We start from the raw sequence: 16,939 nt of genomic DNA, 5'->3' as shown, positions 1-16,939 counted from the left end.
TTTTTTTGAAACGAAATAGCTTTATCTTTGCCACATATAAAAATAAATTTATGAGTTTACGTAAGTATCTTACCAGCCGTGTCTTTTTTGTACAAGTATTAATTGTTTTAGCCATAATTGTAACTCTGGTCTATTTGTTTATGCATTGGTTGACTTTTACAACAGATCATGGACATGAAATTGAAGTTCCAAATTTGAGTAAATTGACTGAAGAGCAAGTGGAGGAAAAGCTGGACGATTTAGATTTAAATTATGTGCTATTGGATAGTGTAGATTATAGAAGTGATTTTCCACAATACAGTGTGGTTGAGCAAAATCCAACGCCGGGTACTAAGGTAAAAGTGGGAAGAAAAATATATATCAAAATAAATACTTCAGGATTTTCATCCGTGCGAATTCCTGATTTAGTAAATAAAACGTATCGTGAAGCCGTTCCAACATTGAAAGCGTTAGGACTTGAGGAAGGGACGGTTACGTATGTTCCAAATCTTGGTAAAGACATGGTACTGGAAATGCGTTTCAAAGGAAGAAACCTGAATGCAGGGGACAGAGTCTTAAAATCATCTAAAATTGATTTGGTTTTAGGAGACGGAAAAATGAGTTACGAAGAAGAAGAAAATGCTGCTGATACGCTTGCATCACCAATAGAAGAAGAAATACCAGTTGATGAATAATAATATAGATACAATAGATTTAGAAGACGAGTTATTTGAACATTTTAGATTTGAAGTTCCTAAAGGGCAAACGTCCTTGCGAATTGATAAATACTTGATGAGTCTAATTCAGAATGCGACTCGCAACAAAATACAAACTGCAGCTACCGAAGGAAATATTTTTGTAAACGACGCCACTGTAAAGTCGAATTACAAGGTAAAAGCGAATGATGTGGTTCGTGTTATGTTATCACATCCTCCTTTTGAAAACCGAGTAGATCCCGAAGACATTCCATTAAATATTGTTTATGAAGATGCTACGCTTTTATTGATTAATAAACCGCCAGGATTGGTAGTACATCCGGGTCACGGGAATTATACGGGAACATTAGTGAATGCATTAGCTTTTCATTTTGAGAATTTACCAATGAATAGCAGTGAACGTCCAGGTTTAGTTCATCGAATTGATAAAGACACTTCAGGTCTTTTAGTGATTGCTAAAACTGAAGCAGCGATGACGCATCTAGCCAAGCAATTTGAAGCCAAAACTTCTGAAAGAGAGTATGTAGCTTTAGTTTGGGGAAATGTTGCCGAGGACAAAGGTACAATTGAAGGAAACTTAGCAAGACACTTGAAAGATCGCATGCAAATGGCGGTTTTTGCTGATCCTGAAATAGGAAAGCCTGCTGTGACGCATTACAAAGTATTGGAACGTTTTGGATACGTAACATTGATTTCGTGCCAACTGGAAACCGGAAGAACACATCAGATACGTGCACACTTAAAACACATTGGACATCCTTTATTTAATGACGAACGTTATGGCGGTCATTTAATTTTAAAAGGAACTACGTTTACAAAATACAAACAGTTTATTGACAATTGTTTCAAAGCTTTGCCAAGACAGGCTTTACATGCTAAAACATTAGGTTTTGTGCATCCTACAACTGGAGAGATGATGCGTTTTGATACAGAACTTCCTCAGGATTTTCAGGATTGTATCGAGAAATGGAGAGGATATTCAAAATCCCATGGTACAGACGAAGTAGAAGAATAGAATAGGAGAAGCCCCAAAATTGGGGTTTTTTTGTGGAAAGTAATTAGGATTGATTGTATTTAAAGGCATATAAATCATGTTATACCATAATTTTATTGGTATATTTATTGTTTGTCTTTTTGCACTTGGACTTTATGAAGCGATTTCACTGCAATTGACATCATTTAGTGAGGTTTTTAAAGGGGAACTTTATGGTATTCCATAAGTGTACAGTTTCAGATATAAAATACACCATGCAGAGATTCCAATTATAGAAATTTAAAGAATACTAATTTGATTTTTGTTATGAAATTTAAAAATATAAATACCATGAAATTGTTAGTATTCACTTGCTTATCGCTGTTTGTTTTGGGTAGCCTTACCTACGGTGCATTTAAATCAGCTATATCGTCTCCTCAAAGAAATGAAAACACTGTCACTAAGACATTTGTAGATCCGATTGAAAATGATGATTCCTTGGGAAACAAGATTGTCAATTTTGGAATGGGATTATTAGGAACACCTTATGTTGCAGCGGGCTGTAGCAAGAATGGGTTCGATTGCTCCGGATTTGTGTTTTATGTCTATAATAATTTTAAAATTAAGGTTCCTCGCAGCTCGTCACAATTTGAGTATTTTGGAAAAGAAATCCCAATTTCTGATGTGAAAAAAGGTGATATTTTGTTGTTTTTGAGTCCTACCAGAAATGTCATCGGCCATATGGGAATTGTAACAAATCCAAAAGGTATGGAAAGTGATTTTATTCATTCTACTTCAGGTCGTGAAATGAAAGTGGTTATTACCAGCTTAAAAAAGCCGGGCTATAATCGTAGATTTGTAAAAGCGATACGTGTTTTGTAATAAATTTTGTTCGAGATTCAGGATTTATTTAATGTAAAACAGATAGTTTAATACTAAAACCAAATCTAGAAAGTTGTTTTTTATGGTGTAAAATAACTGATATTAAAAAGAAAAATATTAAATAAAACGTTTGTTAATTAAAAGTTAAACCAATGATTACAATTTAATTTGCAGACACTAAAACATATTTTTGATATTGATTAACCATTAAATAACCATTAAATGAAGAAATTTTTCATTTTAACAGCAATTGCTGCGATGATGCTCGTGCCTACCAACCAATTTGCACAATCCAAAAGAAAAAAAGATAAAAATACCACTATAGCTCCGCCACCGGAAAAGAAACCGGAAGGCACAATTAAGGAATACAGTAAGGTAATTACTAAAAATGCTATTTCTGACGAGGGTTTGTTTACGGTTCATAAAGTAGATAAAAAATATTTCTTCGAAATCCCCAATAAGTACTTAGATAAAGACATGCTTTTGGTTAGTAGATTAGCTAAACTCCCTGCTAATTTAGGAGGCGGATATGTAAATGCCGGTTCTGAAACTAATGAACAGTTGATTGTTTGGCAGCGTTTTCAAGATAAAATCCTTATCAAATTGAAATCCTTCAGTGCAGTAGCTAATGACAGTTTACCTATCAGTATTTCGGTAAAATCAAATAATTATGAACCTACTTTATTTGCTTTTGATATTGTAGCGTTCAGTAAAGATTCTGCAAATACGGTGATTGATGTGACTAAATTTTATGGCACCGATGTAAAATCAATCAGTGGTTTATCAGGTGAAATGAGAGAAACTTATAAAGTAAAAGGACTGGATGAAACCCGTAGTTTTATCAACACTATAAAAAGTTTCCCCATGAACATTGAAGTAATTCAGGATTTTACTTATAATGCTTCAAAACCGCCAGTTCAGGCAGATTCAGAAACAATCAGCATCCAGATGAATCAATCGATGATTTTACTTCCTGAAAAACCTATGCAACCCCGATTAGCAGATCCTAGAGTGGGCTGGTTTACGATGAATCAAATTGATTATGGAAGTAACGAATTAAAATCCGACAGTAAAACCTATATCCGCCGTTGGAAATTGGAGCCTAAAGATCCTGTCGCTTACGCAAAAGGGGAACTGGTGGAACCTATCAAACCTATTGTTTATTATTTAGATCCTGCCACGCCTGAAAAATTACGCAAGTACATCAAGCAAGGAATTGAAGATTGGCAAAAGCCGTTTGAAACTGCTGGTTTTAAAAATGCTATTCTAGCCAAAGATCCTCCAACAAAAGAACAAGATCCTGATTTTAGCCCGGAAGACATTCGGTATTCTGTGATACGTTATGTAGCGAGTACAACACGAAATGCGGTTGGACCAAGTGTTTCAGACCCAAGAACTGGAGAAATTATTGAGAGTGATGTGATTTGGTACCACAACCACTTGCGTTCGTACAGAAATCGGTATTTGTTAGAAACTGGAGCGGCAAATCCTTCAGCAAGAACATTAAATACTAGTGACGAGGAAATGGGTGAAATGATGCGTATGGTTATTGCGCATGAAGTGGGACATGCTCTTGGTTTTCCTCATAACATGGGTGCTAGTTGTGCCTATGACACTGAAGATTACAGAAACGGTGATTTTACACAGAAAAACGGAATTGCAGCGAGTTTGATGGACTATGCTCGTTTTAATTATATTGCCCAACCCGGAGATAAAAACGTGCGTTTTATTCGCCAGATGGGACCTTACGATCATTATGCTACCAACTGGGGGTATAGATACCTTCCAAATATGGCTTCTCCTGAAGCCGAGGTGCCTACATTAGACAAATGGATTATGGAAAAGGCTGGAAATCCTATGTATAAATTTGGATCACAAAGCAGTAGTTTTGACCCAACTTCGCAAACAGAAGATATTGGAAATAATTCGATGAAAGCGGGTTCGTACGGACTTAAAAACTTACAATATGTGGCGGCACATTTACCTGAATGGACCAGTGATGTGACTAATAATTACGAAGATTTAGAGGAGTTGTACGAAGAAATGTTGGGCGTTTGGAGTAGGTATGTAGGCCATGTGGTTACTAATGTTGGAGGTGTTTATGAAGCAACCAAAAAACCAAACCAAAAAGGAAGTATTTATGAGATTGTACCAAAAGCAAAACAGCAAGAAGCGATGCAATGGTTGCAAGAAAATGCTTTTGCTTCCCCAACGTGGTTGGTAAATGTTAGTACACTGAAAAACATAAATTATGCGGGATACACAGAACGTTTTAGAAACCTACAAGCCAGACATTTAAATAGTGTCTTGAGTTTGGAGCGCCTTGGTCGATTGATGGATGCAGAAATCATGGGAGTTACTAATTATAAAGCTTTGGATTTGTTGAGTGATATGCGCAAAGGAATTTGGAAAGAGGCTAATTTGCCATCAAACGTGACGATTTATAGAAGAAATTTACAAAGAGCATACATCGAAAGAATGGCGTATTTGATGAAAGAAGAAATCAAATCTGGTCGTCCATCTGATTTTTACAATGTGGCTCAGTCTGATTTGAGAGGATTGGTGAGAGGTGAATTAAATGCTTTAAGAACTACTTTATCAGTAGCTAAAACCATAGCTGTAAATGCAGAAACAAAATACCATTATGAAGATGCTATCAAACGAATTGAATTGATTTTAAATCCAAGATAATTATAATGTAAATGCTGTTTTACCAAAAAATCCGCTTCGTAGCGGATTTTTTGTGTATAAAAATTAATCTTGATCGAAGTTGTCTTTTTATTTCAAAGGAAAATTTGCTTCAAAAGTTTTGAATCTGGAATCCAAATCCCTTAACAATTGTTTTTTGACAGAAGCTTCTTTTATAAAACTGTAGTTGATACTGTTGTAAACGTATTGCTTAATATCGGAGTAGGTAACGTCTTTATATCTTTTGGCTAACAAGACATATTGCTCGGTCATATTTGTACGCAAAATGCCCGCGTCATCAGTACTAATTACGATTGGGACACCAAATTTTTTATACAAAGTCAGCGGATGACGGCTTTCTTTTACTTTCAAAATGAATTCGTTACTCACTAAGTTAATTTCGATAGGAATGTTTTTCTTCGCCATATTACGTAATAAATCGTAGGAATCTTTTTCGTACGCCATATCGACTCCGTGACCGATTCGATTGGCTCCAGCAGTATAAACAGCAGCGCCAATGTGCCATGTTAACTCCTCTGGCTGCACCAAACCAAGTGTTAGTTCGCCAGCATGCATGGTGTATTTTACATTTGGATAACGGGAGTGACAATATTTAAACATAAGCATGTGTAACCAATAATCCTTCATCGAAGTTTCGCCATCTTCCGGAGAAACAATGTTAACACCTGCCATTAGCGGACTTTCATCTGCTGAAATGAATGCGATTACCAGATTTTTAAATAAATCTACAGGTTCCATAAAACGCAATACAAAATTTTGATAGCGCATCGTAAATTGCTTATCATCAATTTTGAGGTCTTTGTGAAGCTTTGCTACAAAATTAGTATTGAAATCTTTGGCGTAGGATGCAGCATCTTTTTTTAGTAATGAATTGTATACAGAATCTAATGATTTTAGAATGGCTTTTTCGTCTTTTGCCAAAGCTAATTTTCGCAATCTGGAATTAAATTTTGTCAAATCATCCGTATTCATTGTAGTAGGAATGGTAGATAATTGGGTTTCTATATAACTGACATTTTCTGAAATGGCTCTGTTCTTTAGCTCCAATAATCCCTGTCCAAAATTCCCTTTGATGGCCGGCTCAAACTTCATAAACGATTCAAAAAATAACTTGTCCGATGGGTAATCGACATGATTATAGTCTTTTACAGACCATTTTTGCATGATTTTTTGCTTGTAAACTTCTAATGTTCCGTTGCTCTTTAATGTCGAAAATAATTCCCAGTTTCCAGTTGCTGGTTTTTCTTTTAACACATCCATCGTTTCAATATTGAGATAAAAATCGTCTGCGATTGCACGTTGCAATAAAGGTTCAGCATAAATAGAACCTGAAAAATGATGATGTAAATCGCCACCTTTTGGCATTTGGGAAAAGAAAGCAGTTAGTTCAGCTTCATTATTTCTAATCTTTTCTAAAAAGTCATTTGTCGATTGCGAGTAACTTAAGTTTAAAAGAAGAGTGAATAATAAGGTGTATAATAATTTCATATTTTTCATTTATATCATTTGTTTTTTATTTGCTAATTTTTTTAAACCAGTCACTGATTTTAATGATGCAGCACCTAAAAATGGAATTAACTTTAAAAAAAGTTGTAATTTTTGCCAAATTTAAGCAATTTCACTTTCTGTTTGGTCAACCGATAAAAAAGTTTTACTTTTGCACCACTTATGAAAAATACTATAGTAGTAATCTCTGAAGGTACTCCGCCTTGATTTATAGTCTTTAAATCGAGGGATTTTCTCAATTATAATTTATTAAACTTCACGGTGTGCAATGTAAGATTGTATGCCAAACAATACATTTATTTACAACGAAACAAATTTTCAATTTATTCGATTTAAAACAAAAGGTAGAATATAAAACAGAAATTCTCTCAGGGTTAATTGTGGCAATTGCATTAGTTCCTGAAGCAATTTCTTTTGCGATGATAGCTGGGTTTTCACCGCTAACAGGTTTGTATGCCGCATTTGTCTTGGGGATAATTACTGCTATTTTTGGAGGGAGACCAGGTATGATATCTGGGGCAACCGGAGCGGTTGCCGTAATATTCCTGGGATTAATTAATGAATTACGCATAGCTAATCCTGATATTACATCAGAAGGTGTTTTGCAATATGTTTTTGCTACTGTAATTTTTGCGGGATCTATACAAATTCTAGTTGGTATTCTGCGGTTAGGTAAATTTATTAGATTAGTTCCACATCCCGTAATGTTTGGATTCGTTAATGGTTTAGCTATCATTATATTTATGGCGCAATTTCCAAATTTTTATCAAAAAGGATCTTCTACTTTATTAGAAAGTACTCAATTTTTAACCATGTTAGGCTTTGTACTATTAACGATGCTTATAATTTGGGGGTTACCAAAAATAACCAAGGCAGTGCCTTCATCATTAGTAGCTATTTTGGTAGTGGCAGGTATTATTATCGGTTTTGACATTAATACAACCACTGTAGCAGATACACTAAATGCAGGAGAATCTATAAAAGGAGGCTTTCCTCCGTTAACCATTCCAAACATTGGGTTTACATGGGAAAATATTAAATTAATTATGCCGTATGCCTTTATTATGGCTGGTGTGGGATTAATTGAAAGTTTGTTATCTTTAAACTTAATTGATGAAATTACTGAGACCCGAGGTAAAACTAATAGAGAATGTATTGCACAAGGTGCCGGAAATATTGCATCTGGATTTTTATCTGGAATGGGTGGTTGTGCAATGCTAGGACAAAGTTTAATTAATATTTCAGCAGGAGCAAGAGCTCGTTTATCTGGAATTATCGCCGCAGTCGTTCTGCTCTTATTTATTATGTTTGGGTCTAGCCTGATTGAAATGCTTCCAATGGCTGCATTAGTTGGATTAATGTTCATGGTTGCCATAGGAACTTTTGAATGGGCCAGTTTGAAAACCTTCAAGAAAATGCCTCGCATAGATGTAATAGTTATGGTTTTGGTTACATTAATAACAGTAATCACGCACAATTTAGCTGTTGCAGTAATCATTGGAGTTGTTTTATCTGCTCTAGCATATTCTTGGGAAAATGCCAAGCGTATTCGTGCCAGAAAATTTGTTGATGAAAATGGAGTAAAGCATTATGAAATTTATGGACCATTATTCTTTGGTTCTACAACCGGATTTGCTGAAAAATTTGACGTATTAACTGATCCTGAAGAAATTATAATTGATTTTAAAGACAGTAGAATTGCAGATATGAGTGCTATTGAAGCGGTAAATGTTCTAACGCACAGATATGCTAAGCAAGGTAAAAAAGTGCATCTGCGTCATTTAAGTAAAGATTGTATATTGTTACTTAAGAATGCAGAAGCGATTGTTGATGTGAATATTATGGAAGACCCAAACTATAAAGTTGTATTAGATAGAATTTAATTTCAAAAAAAACTTCCTAAGAATTGAATTTTAGGAAGTTTTTTTATGGTTTAAATTAATATTTTAAAACAATGAACAGTGGATTAAAAAAAATTGGCCTAGCCCTTTCGGGTGGCGGCACAAAAGGAATAGCTCGGGCTGGTGTATTTCGGAAATATTTGGGAAATTCAAGTTTTTTTCTCCGGTAATTCTCCTTACTTTTGCACCCCAATTAATGAATTGATTATTATTATATTATGTTAGAAATACTTCAAACAAAGTTGAAAGAGAAACCGAGTAGGAAAGAACGCGAGGTTGTGATTGTGTATCCTTTTAATACCAAAACCAAAGAAATTTTTATAATTCAAGAGTACATTCACGGCTACGATAGAAAGTTCTGGAAATTTGTTAGCGGTGGCGTTGACAAAGTAGATAAAGATATACAGACACACGCTGTAGAGGAGCTTGCTGAAGAAGTAGCCATGGAGTCTAACGTAGTTTACCATCTGTACTCATCAGAACGCATTTTTGGTAACAGACCGATGCATTACTTTATTGCAGAAAATCCTATTGTAATGGAAAACCCACCAGAAAATCCTGATGAGGATTATATTACAAATGCGAAATGGGTAAACCAGACTGAATTTCAAAATATGCTTGATAACAAAGAAATGTTATGGGATCAAGCAAGCATGTGTGCATTACAAGCGTTTAGAAAATATCAGTAAGAGATCTTCTCTAATCAAATAACATTCATTTATCGAGTAAGTGCTTGATGTTAGATGGAATTTTAAAGTCACTCGCCCTTCAAAACCGTTATTTCCGGCAGCTAATATTTTATTTGATTAAAATTATCTTCAATTGTGTTATTTCTTCAACCTAAGATTTTATGATGCTATTTTATGGTATACGCAATTTACGAACGTGATTGATTGCTTATTTACGTTTAATAATTTGCACAGGAATTATGTAGTATGTTTATTTATATTATTGATTAATACCTTTGAAAGCTTGACGTTTCAAGAGTGTTTTAACAAATACATAAAATGGTAAATATAATGATGAAATTAAGCTTCCAATTTGTGTGTTTTATCTTCATTATTAACAGCGTAAGAAAGCCATCGATGAAATTATTAAAAGTGTACTAGATTATCTTGTGTAGCTCAAATAGATATAAGTTAATAATAATAATTAAAAAAGCTTCGCCATGAATTTCACAAATTTTCACAAATTAATTCGTGATAATTTGTGAAATTTGTGGCGAATAAATAAGTGATACAACGGTGCAGACTTTTAGTACGCCAACCAAAATTATGAACTTTCATTTCATGGTGGTTTATTTTAAAAATAAGAAGTTATAATTTCATCGCTTCAGCAGCTAATCGTCCTGTTTTCATTGCGGCATTGATAGAACCATTCAGCAAGCTATCTCCGCAAATAAACAGCGTATCAGAGATTGTAATCTCTGAAGCAGCAATTTCATTTCGTACACTTTCCTGAGTTGGTAAAGCATATTCAATGCGATACGCTTTCAGCATTTTCCACGAATTTACTTTATCACCGTACCATTGTTTCAATTCTTGTTTCATGTTTTCAGCCAAAGTCGCGTCATCAACAGTTGGAATTCCGTTATAGGAAACGGAAATAAGCACTTTCCCTTTTGGAGCATAAGCTTCAGAAACATTTGATATTACGGTTAAATTATTTACCCATTTTTTCTGGGGTGAAGCATTTAAAATGACAACTGCTTTCTTCGTGGGCGCTTCAGTGGTTTCAAAATAAATATTGGTTACCTGATGCGAAGTCATTTTTTGCTTTGGAAAGTATTTTTGGGTCAAAGCATTTGCGGTCGTAGCCAAAAGTATTTGGTTGGCTCCAAAAACAGTGCCGTCTTCAGTAGTTATCGTATTGCCATCAATAGCGGTAACTTTGGTATTGTATTGGATACTGCTTTCCGGAAGCATGGCAACTAATTGTTTTGGAATTTCCTCCATTCCTAATTCAGGAACCGCCACATCACCATCCGAAAACATTTTCATTACAAAATCGAACATTCTTCGGGAAGTTTTTAGTTCATTTTCTAAAAATATACCGGAAAGAAAAGGAGCATAAAAACGTTGAATCATTTTTGGACTAAAACCGTATTCAGCCAACTGTTTACTAGTTGTTTGTTCCGGTTGTTCGAAAATTTCTTTAATGGTTAATTTTTGCAACCTATTTTTTAACCAAAGGGTATTAATTTTATCTTTTAAAGTGCCTACGGGAGCAAAAAGGGTAGCAAATGTTGCCGATGGTCTTCGGAATGGATCTGCGATTTCAAAACTGCCTCCATCATAAAGCACAGTTGCTCCCGGTAGCATTTTTTTTAGTTTTAATTGATCATAATTTAATAAAGCTTGCGTTTCAGGATAGGCAGTCAAAAGCACTTGAAAACCTCTATCCAAAAGAAAACCTTCATGATAATCGGTTTTTATTCTTCCTCCCGCACGATCACTAGCTTCTAGAAGGAGAACTTTTCGTCCTTGACGGTGCAAATGAACGGCAGCTGATAATCCCGCTAGTCCGGCTCCCACAATAATTACATCCTGTTTCATAGTTTTTGATACTGTTTGGTACAAAAATAAGCCAAATAGATTTTTTAAAATGCTTAAAGCAGTAACAATTTATAAATTGAAATTATTTTTTTTGTCAGGAAATTAAGATTTACACATGAATTACGGACTATTAAATTTTTATGATGTTAAATAATATTATTTGAATTATTACTGTGCCAAAGTCTGAGTTTCGTTTTCGGAATAATTCAAATCCGTATGAAAGGTTTCATTTAATTTTCTAAGTGCTAAAATTGAAATTATCGATAATAGTGTTCCAACAATCATTGCTGATTTTAATATTTCACCGTTAAAAATAGTGTCTCTGAAAAAGCCATAAATGATAATAATGAGTGGGAGTGAACCACGAACAAAATTTGGAACGGTTGTAGTTACGGTTGCACGAATATTGGTTCCAAATTGCTCTGCTGCAATAGTGACAAATAATACCCAGTAGCCTACTGAAAATCCCATGATAAAACAAAGGAGATAAAAAGTAGATGCTGTAATCCCAAATGCATTTAGGAAAACATAAACCATAATTAAATTGAAAGTCAGAAATAAGTACATTACTTTTTTTCGACTTTTCAACCATTGACTAAGCAATCCACTGGCAATATCTCCAAAAATCAATCCGCCATAACACCATGCAATGGCTTTTCCAGCTGCAATAGTTTCAAAATTCTGAACACCTAATGCTTTTGCAAATTCAGGAGAAAAAGTGATTAATACACCTACTAAGAACCACAACGGAATTCCGATAAGAATACATTGTACGTATTTAGAAAAGCGTTTTTTATTTGTAAATAAAGACAAAAAATCGCCTTTTTTTTCGTCACTTTCTAATACTTTTTTGAACATTCCTGATTCCGAAATACTGATTCGTAAAAACAATAATAGCAGTCCTAAAATGCCTCCTGCATAATAACACAAACGCCAATCTTGAAAAATTTGATAGACTAGATAGGCTACCACAGCACCCGAAACACCTACAGATGCAACAATCATTGTTCCATAGCCGCGTTTTTCTTTGGGTAAACTTTCGGTAACCAAAGTGATTCCAGCGCCTAATTCTCCAGCTAGACCAATTCCTGCTATTAATCTCCAGAACGCGTATCCATCAACGGTAGTTACCATCCCGTTTGCTATATTTGCTACTGAATAAATCAAAATTGAACCAAATAAAACAGAAATCCGTCCCTTTTTATCGCCTAAGATTCCCCAAAGTATACCTCCAAAAAGCATCCCAAACATTTGCATACTAATCAAAAATTCTCCTTGATTCCTGATAGCATCACCCGTTATCCCTAAGTCTTTTAGACTATCAGTACGAACGATTCCAAAGAGTAATAAATCATAAATATCAACAAAATACCCTAGTGCGGCTACAATTACGGCAGCATTTAAGATTCTCACCGGTTTTTCTGTTTCGGAGGATAATGTTTTGGTCATGTATTATTTAATTAAAAGTTGCATCAATAAATCTGTCTGCTCTTCATTACCCATCATAAAAACATGTTTGTCAAATACAACAAAGCTATTTTTAGTATAAAATCGAAGTGCTCTGTGATTTTCTTCCCATACACCAAGCCAAATATAATCGACATTTGTATTTTGTCCAATCTTCTTTACTTCGTCAAGTAATAGTTGACCGATGTTTTTTCCATGAAAATTTTGTAAAACATATATTCGTTGGATTTCTAAAGCATTATCGTTGATAGTTTCGGTTTGAGCCTCACCAAAGTTTATTTTTAAATAACCAACAACTTCTTCATTCAAATATGCTAAATAAAACTGAGAATTAATATTGTTTAATTCAGTCGTTAATTGTGCCGTATTTAAGTTGTTTTGGATATAATTGTCAATATTTTCTGGAGTATTTACAGCGGCAAAAGTTTCAATGAAAGTTTGGATACTTATCTTTTGAATTGTTTCCAGATCTGATACTTTCGCCTTTATTATTTCAATTGTATTCATATTTCTGAACGGGTGTTTTAATTAGTTAAAGCTCAAAAATAAATAAATTGGTGCACAATTCTCATTATCTATAACACTATTAAACAAATCAATTTAATGATTCGTGATTTATTAATTGCAATTAGTACTTTTGAAAGAATTAATATTAAGAGCTCGAAAGAGTATTGTGTATGAAAATTGTAATATCGCCAGCCAAGTCATTAAATTTTGAAAAAGAGTTACCTACTCAGCATTTCTCTGAACCTTTGTTCTTAAAAGAATCGAGACAGATTCATAAAGTCTTAAAAGAGAAGAAGCCCGCTGATTTATCGGGTTTAATGGCTATTTCAGATAAACTAGCTGATTTGAACTGGAAACGTAATCAAGAATGGAAAACCCCCTTTACAACTTCAAACGCACGTCCTGCCGTTTATACTTTTGATGGTGATGTGTATATTGGATTAGATGCTTATTCGATTCCAGAAAAAAAAATAGAAGCTTTACAAGATCGTTTAAGAATCCTCTCTGGTTTGTACGGATTACTAAAACCATTGGATTTGATTCAAGCCTACCGACTGGAAATGGGAACCAAATTACACATTGGCGAAAGCAAAAATCTCTATGAATTTTGGAAATCTACAATTACAAAAGCATTAAATAGCGAACTCAAAACTGGGGAGTTATTTGTCAATTTAGCTAGTACTGAATATTTTTCTGCCATTGATGTCAAAGCTCTCAAAGTTCCTGTAATCACTCCAGAATTTAAAGATTATAAAAATGGTAAATTAAAGATAATTAGTTTTTTTGCCAAGAAGGCAAGAGGAATGATGGTGCGTTATATTATTGATACGGATGCTAAAACATTAGAAGATTTAAGAGGTTTCAACTACGATGGCTATCAATTTGACACTAATTTATCAGAAGGAAATAATTTGGTTTTTACCCGATAATATCATTTGAACAAACATAAAAAATGCCGTTTTCATTAATGATTACGGCATTTTTTTTGATTTTATTTTTAGGATTAATGCATAGCATCAGCAGGATTGATTTTGTTTTTTCCTTTTTTAATAAAAAAGATAATTGGAATACAACACAGAAACATAATTCCGAGATACATAAAAATATCCATGTACGATAAAACTGCACTTTGTTTCATCACAGAGTAATCCATTACTTGATAGGCTTTTTTTACTGATTCATTAGCTGAAAAACCTTTAGACATAAACCCTTTTTGCAACATTAAAACACGCTGTTGTACTTCTAATCTGGTAGTGTCTAGATGCGAAACTAAATTTACTCTATGTTCTTGGTTGAATCGTGTGATAAATGTTGTAATAATAGCAATTCCAAAAGAGCCTCCTAATTGTCGCATCATTCCGGTAAATGCAGCACCTTCGCCTATATCTTTTCCTTTTAAAGTAGAAAGGGACAATGTAGTAATGGGCACAAAAAGTAGTCCTATTCCAATTCCTCTTAAGATTAAAGCCCAATATAGATGCTCAACACCAGTATTTGTCGTCATACTATTTTGAACGATGTAAGTGAAGAAAAAGAAAATTAAAAAACCAAGTCCTACCATATAGCTTTGAGGAATACCTCTTTGAAGTAATTTTCCAACAATTGGCATCATGAAAGCTGTAGTTATTGAACCTGGAATAAGTAACAACCCCGCATCTGTGGCAGTCCACCCTAAAATAGTTTGGGTGTAAATGGGAATTATTAATGTGGAGCCATAGAGTCCAAATCCTAAAATGAAACACATGACTGTTCCAATTTGTAGATTGCCATCCTTTAAAACCCTCAAGTTAACTATGGGGTATTCATAAGTTAATTCTCTCCAAATAAACAATAGTAAGCCAAATACAGTTATGATGCTTAAAAGTATAATTGTTTTATTGTTGAACCAATCGTCTTGTTGACCGTGCTCTAATACATATTGTAAAGAACCAATAAAAGCGGTTAAAAGGAATATTCCCAACCAATCAACTTGATTAGATTTTAACTTTTCGCCATATTTAGGGCTTTTTACAAAGGTCAATGCTAGAATGGTGGCAATAATTCCAAGAGGTATATTGATATAAAAAATATAAGGCCATGAAAAATTATCAACAAGATAACCTCCTAATGGAGGGCCTAAAGTAGGTCCTACAATGACGCCCATTCCATATATTGCTTGTGCCATTCCACGTTTTGCAATAGGGTAACTCTCAGTTATTATGGTTTGAGATGTAACCAGCAATGCGCCACCACCCAATCCTTGGATAAATCTAAAAGTGACAAGTTCCCAAATATTATCTGCATTTCCACATAAAAAAGAAGCTATAGTAAATATGATAATTGAAGTGACAAAATAATTACGTCTACCAAATTGTTGTGACAACCAATTAGTCATTGGAATTATTATAACATTAGCAATAGCATAAGCGGTAATAACCCAAGCAACATCGTTTAGCGTAGCACCTAAGCTTCCTCGCATATTAGTTAGAGCTACATTAACAATAGTGGTGTCTACTATTTCAAGCAGCGTACATAGAATCGCCGTAATCGTTATAAGAACTCGTTTATAACCATATTCTACTAAATCGTCTTCTCCGTTTTGTGTCATTTATACTAAATTGTAAACTAACATTTTCTTAAAAGTATTGCCGTTTTTTGACATTTTAAAAGCTGTCAAAGTTTGATTTATTTTAAATGTACATCAACATCGACATTCATTCCTGGGCGAAGTAATTTTATTTTTTCAGGATCATTTGCAGCGCTCAAACTGATTTTGACTGGTAATCTTTGGATTGTTTTTACAAAGTTTCCGGTAGCATTATCAGGAGGGAGTAATGAAAATCGTGACCCAGTAGCAGGAGAGAACGACGTGATTGAACCTTGGAAATCATAATCAGGATACGCGTCTACTTTTACAGTAACTTTTTGACCAATTACCATTTTGTTCAATTGCGTTTCCTTAAAATTAGCAATTACCCAAGCCTCTTTGTTATTGATGATGTAAAATAACGATTGTCCCGGTTGTACTAATTGTCCCGGTTGGATATCTATTTTAGATACTTGGCCGTCAATCGCAGCAGTAACTGCAGTGTAACTCAAATTTAACTTGGCGGCTTCAAGTATTGCTTGTGCTCTTTTGATATTGGCAGCAGCCACCTCTGTTTGTTTATCGGAAACTTTTGATTTAGCGACAATAACTGATTTTTGAAAAGCCGAAGCTCGCTGTTGTTGCTGTAATACACGTACTTGGCTTTCTGCTTCTAATTTAGCTGCTAGAGCTTGCTCGTATTGTTGTTTTGTTATCGAATGGCTTTTGTATAAATTCTCGTATCGGTTATAATCACTAGTAATGCGTCCCAATCTTATTTTTGCCGATTCGATATTTCCACCTGCTGATTGTACATTGGCTTCAGAAACGGAGATGCTAGCCTGGGCACTTCCTATATCTGCTTTAGAAACTTCAAAATTGCCTTCAGCACCCACCATTGCAGCATTAGCTTCTTCAATTTTCAATTGATAATCTCTTTTGTCGATGGTAAAAAGCGTATCGCCTTTCTTTACAAAATCATTGTCTTTGATGTACACTTTATCCACATATCCAGAAACTCTTGGAATAATAGGATTCATGTTTTTTTCAATTTGCGCATCGTCAGTTTCCACATGTGCTAAAGAATGCATGTATTTATAAGTTCCGTATGTACCACCTAACACTACCATTGCCACAAGGATAATAATAAATTTTGAGTTCGTTTTTTTCTTTTCCAT

Annotated in this window: 13 protein-coding genes; 7 read left to right on the top strand and 6 right to left on the bottom strand. The window is 34.4% G+C overall.

Annotated features, from left to right (window positions below; genetic code table 11):
* Window positions 1-50 precede the first annotated feature (50 nt).
* From DFR66_RS02465 to DFR66_RS02450, 4 genes are all read left to right on the top strand, one after another.
* Window positions 51-674, top strand: a complete 624-nt coding sequence (locus DFR66_RS02465) for a PASTA domain-containing protein (protein WP_114753267.1) — start codon at window positions 51-53, stop codon at window positions 672-674.
* Window positions 667-1,710: an RluA family pseudouridine synthase gene (locus tag DFR66_RS02460; protein ID WP_114753266.1), complete on the top strand. Its 1,044-nt coding sequence runs from the start codon at window positions 667-669 to the stop codon at window positions 1,708-1,710. The genes DFR66_RS02465 and DFR66_RS02460 overlap by 8 nt, the downstream gene beginning before the upstream one ends.
* Window positions 1,711-2,019: 309 nt before the next feature.
* Window positions 2,020-2,550, top strand: a complete 531-nt coding sequence (locus DFR66_RS02455; protein WP_158634636.1) for a C40 family peptidase — start codon at window positions 2,020-2,022, stop codon at window positions 2,548-2,550.
* A gap of 222 nt (window positions 2,551-2,772) precedes the next feature.
* Window positions 2,773-5,241 (top strand): zinc-dependent metalloprotease, encoded by a 2,469-nt coding sequence (locus tag DFR66_RS02450; protein WP_114753264.1) that lies wholly within the window; start codon window positions 2,773-2,775, stop codon window positions 5,239-5,241.
* Window positions 5,242-5,328: 87 nt separating this feature from the next.
* On the opposite strand, the gene DFR66_RS02445 is transcribed toward DFR66_RS02450, so the two are convergent.
* Window positions 5,329-6,747, bottom strand: a complete 1,419-nt coding sequence (locus tag DFR66_RS02445) for an amidohydrolase family protein (protein ID WP_114753451.1) — start codon at window positions 6,745-6,747, stop codon at window positions 5,329-5,331.
* 281 nt (window positions 6,748-7,028) lie between these two features.
* Between DFR66_RS02445 and DFR66_RS02440 the strand changes: the two genes are divergently transcribed.
* Both DFR66_RS02440 and DFR66_RS02435 read left to right on the top strand, forming a co-directional pair.
* Window positions 7,029-8,648 (top strand): SulP family inorganic anion transporter, encoded by a 1,620-nt coding sequence (locus tag DFR66_RS02440; protein ID WP_242008621.1) that lies wholly within the window; start codon window positions 7,029-7,031, stop codon window positions 8,646-8,648.
* A gap of 236 nt (window positions 8,649-8,884) precedes the next feature.
* Entirely contained in the window at window positions 8,885-9,355 is a 471-nt protein-coding gene (locus DFR66_RS02435) for an NUDIX domain-containing protein (RefSeq protein WP_114753263.1), read from the top strand.
* A gap of 627 nt (window positions 9,356-9,982) precedes the next feature.
* Here the strand turns inward: DFR66_RS02435 and DFR66_RS02430 are convergent.
* From DFR66_RS02430 to DFR66_RS02420, 3 genes are all read right to left on the bottom strand, one after another.
* The gene (locus tag DFR66_RS02430; protein ID WP_262510415.1) at window positions 9,983-11,245 is read right to left on the bottom strand and encodes an NAD(P)/FAD-dependent oxidoreductase; all 1,263 of its coding nucleotides are present in this window, start codon (window positions 11,243-11,245) and stop codon (window positions 9,983-9,985) included.
* A 144-nt stretch (window positions 11,246-11,389) separates the two neighbouring features.
* Window positions 11,390-12,670, bottom strand: a complete 1,281-nt coding sequence (locus tag DFR66_RS02425) for an MFS transporter (protein WP_114753261.1) — start codon at window positions 12,668-12,670, stop codon at window positions 11,390-11,392.
* Between the two features lie 3 nt (window positions 12,671-12,673).
* Complete coding sequence (locus DFR66_RS02420) at window positions 12,674-13,195, bottom strand: GNAT family N-acetyltransferase (protein WP_114753260.1); 522 nt, start codon at window positions 13,193-13,195, stop codon at window positions 12,674-12,676.
* Window positions 13,196-13,365: 170 nt separating this feature from the next.
* Here DFR66_RS02420 and yaaA point away from each other — a divergent pair, with 170 nt between their 5' ends.
* Window positions 13,366-14,124, top strand: coding sequence for a peroxide stress protein YaaA (gene yaaA / locus DFR66_RS02415; protein ID WP_114753259.1), 759 nt, complete (start codon window positions 13,366-13,368; stop codon window positions 14,122-14,124).
* A gap of 74 nt (window positions 14,125-14,198) precedes the next feature.
* On the opposite strand, the gene DFR66_RS02410 is transcribed toward yaaA, so the two are convergent.
* Window positions 14,199-15,782 carry a DHA2 family efflux MFS transporter permease subunit gene (locus tag DFR66_RS02410; RefSeq protein ID WP_114753258.1) on the bottom strand — a complete coding sequence of 528 codons (1,584 nt, stop codon included), beginning with the start codon at window positions 15,780-15,782 and terminating at the stop codon, window positions 14,199-14,201.
* Between the two features lie 77 nt (window positions 15,783-15,859).
* Window positions 15,860-16,939: an HlyD family secretion protein gene (locus DFR66_RS02405; protein WP_114753257.1), complete on the bottom strand. Its 1,080-nt coding sequence runs from the start codon at window positions 16,937-16,939 to the stop codon at window positions 15,860-15,862.

This window comes from Flavobacterium glaciei, assembly GCF_003350545.1.
In the GTDB taxonomy this organism is placed as follows: domain Bacteria; phylum Bacteroidota; class Bacteroidia; order Flavobacteriales; family Flavobacteriaceae; genus Flavobacterium; species Flavobacterium glaciei.
This window is presented reverse-complemented; position numbering and strand designations above follow the sequence as displayed.